The sequence below is a fragment of the Pseudoalteromonas sp. Cn5-37 genome, from assembly GCF_021532495.1.
Classification (GTDB): domain Bacteria; phylum Pseudomonadota; class Gammaproteobacteria; order Enterobacterales; family Alteromonadaceae; genus Pseudoalteromonas; species Pseudoalteromonas simplex.
On the sequence record NZ_JAKGBA010000061.1, the window covers coordinates 1 to 6,505 of the forward strand.

The 6,505-nt window shown below is 39.8% G+C and carries 3 protein-coding genes and 1 pseudogene; 3 read left to right on the forward strand and 1 reads right to left on the reverse strand.

The features are described from left to right. Window positions 1-131 precede the first annotated feature (131 nt). The 3 genes and pseudogenes from L1266_RS21695 to L1266_RS21705 all read left to right on the forward strand — a co-directional run. Window positions 132-785, forward strand: a pseudogene (locus L1266_RS21695) (substrate-binding domain-containing protein); the annotation flags it as partial. 197 nt (window positions 786-982) lie between these two features. Beyond that, on the forward strand, window positions 983-1,576 hold the full coding sequence (locus tag L1266_RS21700; RefSeq protein WP_235378331.1) for a class I SAM-dependent methyltransferase: 594 nt from the start codon (window positions 983-985) through the stop codon (window positions 1,574-1,576). 254 nt (window positions 1,577-1,830) lie between these two features. After that, the gene (locus L1266_RS21705; protein WP_371351702.1) at window positions 1,831-2,901 is read left to right on the forward strand and encodes an HNH endonuclease; all 1,071 of its coding nucleotides are present in this window, start codon (window positions 1,831-1,833) and stop codon (window positions 2,899-2,901) included. A gap of 12 nt (window positions 2,902-2,913) precedes the next feature. On the opposite strand, the gene L1266_RS21710 is transcribed toward L1266_RS21705, so the two are convergent. After that, window positions 2,914-6,066 (reverse strand): DUF3427 domain-containing protein, encoded by a 3,153-nt coding sequence (locus L1266_RS21710; RefSeq protein WP_235378333.1) that lies wholly within the window; start codon window positions 6,064-6,066, stop codon window positions 2,914-2,916. Between the last annotated feature and the right edge of the window lie 439 nt (window positions 6,067-6,505).

Consider the following 6,505-nt stretch of genomic DNA (forward strand, 5'->3'; position numbering starts at 1 on the left):
CGATCAACTGCTTGTAACTCATGGTATCTACTCTTGTTTTTTGGCGATTACAGAGTACCACCAACAGGCAGTTGATCTCTTCTCACCGTTTAACCATGAGTGGTGCACTTATTATCTGAATTCGGGGCCAGTTACTAAAAGAATGGCAATTTTTGGAGCAACAAATAAAAAATGATTCACCTTTTGAAGGCCGAGTAAAAATACAATCGCCGGGAAGTTGTGGGCTTAAGTTTTATAACGAATTGTTAAGCTTGCAATCAAAGCACCCAAAACTTTTTATAGAATATGCGTTTGCGCCTAATTCGGGGGTCGAAAAGGCCATAGCGAGTCATCAAATAGACATTGGTTTTATGAGCCAAGCACCTACAATGCTTGAGGTTACAGGGCACAAAATCGCTAATGAACCCTTGTTATTGATAACGCCAGCCCAGTTCAAAACTATAGATTGGCAGCAACTTTGCCAATTAGGTTTTATTAATCACCCAGATGGAAAACATCATGCACAACAGTTATTAAGTGCGAACTTTGCAGAGTTTGAATCAATAGCTCAGTTTGAGTGCAGTGGTTTTTCGAATCAAATCAACTTAATTCTAGAGCCAGTAAGTTTAGGGCTTGGCTTCACTGTACTCCCTGCTCATGCTGTTAGTGCGTTTCATAATCAAGAAAAAATACACGTGCACACACTAACGCACCCCGTTTGTGAAGATATATATGCATGCCATCATCGCAATAGGCCATTAGCCAAGCGAATGAAAACAGTTATAAATGAAATAAAAAGCCTTTAATCAAGCGATACTAAAATTGATCATCTTTTTTATTCTCGCACCTCGTAACTATGATCTCCTATTTCTCTCCAACTAACTTCTAATGCCTACTCAAAACCCTTGTTCTTTAGCATTTAAAATCACATTTCATCCTTTGCGTTACCTTGCTTTAATGGTATTTTAGCGCCAAGCAATCTTGCCCCTATAAAGGAAGTAAAATGGCATCCAAAACCGTCGAATACTACAACCAAAATGCGCAAGCATTTGTCGATGCCACACTCGATGTAGACCTCAATGAACTTTACGACGAATTCTTACCGCTGATCCCAAAAAAAGGCGCTTTACTCGATGCCGGTTGTGGCTCAGGCCGCGACGCCTTCATCTTTAAAGAGCGTGGTTATAGCGTAGATGCATTCGATATCAGCCCAGCTATGGCAAAGCTGGCGTCAGAATATTTAAACCAAGACGTAGCTGTAAGCAGCTTCCTAGAGCTAAACGACGTTGCCAAATACGACGGCATTTGGTGCTGCGCAAGCCTTATTCACGTAGCAAAAAATGACTTAACCGACGCATTTAATAACCTTGCCCGCGCATTAAAGCCACAAGGCATCGTGTATGTATCGTTTAAATACGGAGATGGCGAGCGCGAACACAACGGTCGCGAATTTACCGACCTAAACGAACAATCCATTGAGAGCATTATTAAAGGCACCGATCTGTTTATTCTCAAGTCATGGCAAAGCGCCGACCAACGCCCTGAGCGCGCCACAGAAACATGGCTAAACGCTATTCTGCATAGAAGAACGATATAGTAGTTTATATGCGGTATAGCAGGCTATACCGCAACCCTCCTAATATTGTATGGGTTTTAGAGTATAGCTCTACCTAAAATCCTATATTTGCAATAGCTTTTCATGCTAGATTGTTCCTAAACTAAATCACCAATATTCAAGCTACAACAATGCGTTATAGGAATAAGTGGCAAATATGAGGCGCAAACAGGGAATAGTTCATGAACTTTAGAGCACTTTTTAAAAGTACACATAAGGCTTGATTGATGATGGCCATGCAGCAGCAACTCGATTTTATTGCTTACATTCAGCGTATGCTGGTGGAAGGTGATTTTAGTGCTACCTATAAGTTTGCACTATTGCATGCGTTGGCTGATGTTTGTGTTGAGCAACCAATGATGTATGAAGCTAGCGAGTTAAACATTGATCTTGCTAAGCTAGCTGAAAAGTTAATAGAGCTTTATTGGCACCATGCAGTGCCATTTTCTTCTGCTCATAGTGGTGAAAGTGCTTTACTAAAACAAAATTCGGGTGCGCAATCAAAAGTAATTGCGGTGCTATATGAGTGCCAGCAAAACAATATTCGTAGCTTGCGCCAGCTCAAATTAAGCCCTTACTGGCACACTACTTACAAAGCAGCTTTAGACACGTTAAAAACAGGCCCGTTGTGGCGTTTACAAATTCTCGCCAAACAAGAAGAGTGCTTTTTATATCCGCACACAAAAGGCAAAAGCTATATTACTCTAAATGCAGGCATAGCCGCTTGCTTTAGACGCTTTTACGACTTAGTTGTCTATTTAGCTAAAAATGCATGGCTACAAAAAATTCAAAGCATTAAGCACAATCAAGCACTTATTGGCCCTCAAAGCCAACTGCATGACTTTTTATTTGGTTTCGACCGCACAGCACTTAATAAAGCAAAACCAATTTTAGTCGAAATACAAAAAGGCCAATGCTTTTATTGTCAAAAGCCGCTTACAAGTGCGATAGAAGTTGATCACTTTATTCCCTTTGCCCGCTACGCTAACGATTTAGGCCATAATTTTGTTGCCGCCCATCGAAGTTGTAATAACAGTAAGCGTGACTTTTTAGCAGCTCAGCTGCACCGCGAACGTTGGCAAGACCAAAATCTAGATCGCCACAGCCAGCTACTCACTGATGAACTAACTCGCTATTTTCATTGTGATGTAGATAAATCCCTTGCAGTAAGCAATTGGGCATACCAAGTTGCAAGCAGCAATGGCGCAAAACTTTGGCTTGCAAAAGATAGGTTTGAGTTGGCGGGAAGTAAAAATGTCCAAGCGTTAGATTTAGTCGCGCAGACAAAGTACAAATATGATTCTTAATGAGCTTAGGTTTTAACCTACAGCCAACTTCCCTGCCTCATGCCACATTTCACTTGGCATGGGGTTTGTTAGCTCCCAAGTAATATTCATTGGTTGGCTGCCATTGTGGCTTTGGTATTTAACCTCGCCATAGTTAACGAATCCCATTGTTCTACCGTTTTCGTCTTTGCTTTGTTCCCGCACAAACAGCAAGATTGTTTTTCCAGTTTGTTGGTGCTGAATATAACTTAACCCTCTACCGTGTTCTGGTCGTGCGCTGTTTTGCGTTTGCCAATGAAACAGAGTAGGGCTGATTGCATAGTCATGGTATAGCGTTGTTGGCGAATAGGTTCTTTCGCATTTGTTGAGGGTTACAAAAAGTAATTCTAAATTTTGTTTTTTGAACTCTAATACGCCTTCGCGTGCAGTCGATTTTTTATCAAACGTATGTGCACCAAATGCAGCTAATATTTGCTGGCGTGTATAACGGCTGTGTAATTTTATTGCGTGATTAGGGAGACACGTTAAATCACTTTCTTGTTGGTGAATTTGATTTATTAAAAGCGTAATCACTTCAGATAACTCGTGTTGTAATAGTGGGTTTTTTAGTGCTTGTAAGCTTTGCTTAATAGATTTAAACCCCAGACTTGTGCCAGTGTTATCCCAAAAATTGTAATGAGCCATTAGAGCGTATTGTTGATTTTTAGGCGTTAACTCAATGCTAAAGTCACTGTTACATAAATCGCGTAAAAAGCTCAAATAGCTCAGTGAGTTGCAACTAAGTAATTGAGTGTTTATTGCACGATAATACGCAGCGTAAATATCGACTTGTTCTACTGGTATTTCATCACCTTTTAACCAGTGCCAGCCACCGAGCTTATTTTCCTTCGGTTTATAAATATCTTCTAACGTCACTTGAGGGTTTATGGTTAAAAAGTTACTTAGAGATAGTTGGGCGTTAGTATGTTGTGAATAGCTACTTATAAGCTGTTGCAAGCGCCTTTTGCTATTAATTGCCTGTTGAATATTACGCAAAATTGCTTTTTGGGTACGTTCTTGCAGCTCTATACTGCAACCCAACGGCAAGTGCGGAAAGTCATTTTCTATTTCGGCTTTTATTGACTGGTTAGTTTTGCCAATTAGAGCTCGAAACTTATTAGCAAAGTCATACTCTGGGCGAGCGTTACCAACAAAATCGAGAACGGTGCAGCATTGTTTTTGGCTATTGTCAGGTAAACGCAGGCCTCGTCCTAACTGCTGTAAAAATAACGTTAAGCTTTCGGTTGGTCGTAAAAAGAGCAAAGTATCAACTTCAGGGATATCGACCCCTTCATTAAAAATATCTACTACACAGAGGATCTTTATTTCACCTCTTCTAAGCGCCTGTTGTTTGTGATTTCGCTCATGAGTATTTTTACTGGTGAGTACGTCCGCACTTATACCTGCAAGGTTAAATTTACTAGCCATAAACTCAGCATGATCTTGGCTAACACAGAATGCTAATGCTTTAATTGTGTGAATATTAGTGGCGATTTCATTGAGGCTCGAGATGATTTTTTTAGCGCGGTTGTTCTCCCCTGTGTAGAGCTTACTTAATTCGCTAATATCATAACGACCGCCACGCCAAGTTATTTTGCTTAAATCTATATCATCATCAAGCCCAAAGTATTGGAATGGGCACAAATGGCGTTGATTTATTGCTTCTGGTAAGCGGATCTCTGCAGCAATTACACCACAGAAATCTTCCAAAATATTTGCACCATCTTGCCTTTCTGGCGTGGCAGTTAAGCCCAATAAAATGTTTGGTTTAAAGTGGTTAAGAATACCGCGGTAACTTGCTGCGCTTACGTGATGTACTTCATCTATGACAATGTAATCATAAAAATCAGCGCTCAATTTCATGTTGTCGATTTGATTATTAAGAGTCTGAATTGAGGCAAATAACTGGTTGTATCGTTGAGGTTTATAGTTACCGACCCAAAGCTCGCCGAAATCGTTATTTTTTAGCACACCACGATAGGCGCTTTGTGCTTGAGTAAGGATCTCTTCTCGATGAGCGACGAATAAAAAATTGGCATTTGGTTTTTTGTCATACACGGTTTTAAAATCAAATGCCGATATGATGGTTTTGCCAGTGCCTGTTGCAGCCACCACTAAGTTTCTAAATCGATCGTGAACACTTCGTTCAACACTTAGTTTTTCTAAAATAGCTAATTGATGAGTTTTTGGTGTGATATCAAAATAAAACTGGTTACTTGATTGGCCTTTACCACGCTGCTCATTAAGTGAGTTTATTAGCTTTTCTTTGCATTCAACTTTGCCGCTAAATAATTCAAAATCTGGCGACTGCCAATAGGTTTCAAAGGTGCTTTTGGTTTTAGCAATAATATGCGGTATTTCTTGCGCGGTGATTTTTAAATTCCACTCGAGGCCGCTGGTGAGTGCTGAATGTGATAAGTTTGATGAACCAATGTAGCCTGTATGAAAACCTGTGTTACGCATAAATAAGTAAGATTTAGCGTGTAAACGTTCTTGTTGATTGTTGTAGCTTAGTTTTACTTCTGTGTTGGGTAAGCTAGCTAAGAACTCAACTGCTTTAGCGTCTGTTGCACCCATGTATGAGGTGGTGATTACTTTTAGCTTATTACCTTTTCTTGTAAAGGCTTCTAGCTCACTTTTAAATATCCGCAGTCCAGTCCATTTGATAAATGAAACGAGCCAATAAATAGTATCAGCTGATTTAATTTCTCTCTTAAGCTCAGTCTCAAGAGATAGGCCAGCATTTGCGCCACTAAATAGCTCACTTTGCGTAAGACCTGTTAGTGGGAAAATGCTGTTTGAGTAGTCTTTGAGATTAGTTGCTACAGGGTTTTCAGTATTGAATAGAGCTGTAAGAATTTTACCTTGGCTATCTATGAGGTTTTCATTGATTAGCTCATCGTCTTTAATATGATCTTTAAGCCATAAAACTAAGTTATTAGCTAAATCAATTTGTTCGCTTAATCGATCTGTAGAGTTGGGGATGGCATCAATCGCATGTGCGACTAATTTTCCTAAAAATCGAGCTAACCAAGTTGCGGCTTCGGCAGATTCTAGTTGGCGTTCTCCTACATAAAATTGCTTACGATCTAAATTCTGCTCAATCACCTGAGTAATAAGCTGCTCGTAAATGCCAACCTGTTCCATATACCACTCCCTGTTATTTACAGCCAGTTTACTGAAATAGCTAATGAAAACAAGCAATAACTCATTGTTCAGTTGCAGGCGATTGCTGAAGTTGAAATTAAATTAATTCTGAGTAATTAACAGTATGGATGCTTACAGGGGCCCTGGTTCATGGTTAAATTATTTCAGTAAAGTCATGTTTGCAAACATTTCGCTCCTTTGTTGCAGCTAGCAACTGATATAAACTTATAGCGGCGATTTAAAAGTAAATTAAAAGATTAAGCCTTTTTGTCAGTTTTCTCTATTTCATATTTTTCTCTTTGTTCAGCCACCCGCGAATTCAAGTCCGAAGTGCACCACTCGCTAAATTAGGCTGCTTTGCGTAATTCATCGAATATTACCGCTGGTTGCCTAAACCCTAGACATTTTCTCGGCCTCGCATTGAGCGCCTTTTCTATGT

Excerpts from the sequence above, each read along its gene's own strand:
- L1266_RS21710 (WP_235378333.1), bottom strand. The coding sequence starts at position 6,066 with ATGGAACAGGTTGGCATTTACGAGCAGCTTATTACTCAGGTGATTGAG.
- L1266_RS21705 (WP_371351702.1), top strand. The coding sequence starts at position 1,831 with ATGCAGCAGCAACTCGATTTTATTGCTTACATTCAGCGTATGCTGGTG.
- L1266_RS21700 (WP_235378331.1), top strand. The coding sequence starts at position 983 with ATGGCATCCAAAACCGTCGAATACTACAACCAAAATGCGCAAGCATTT.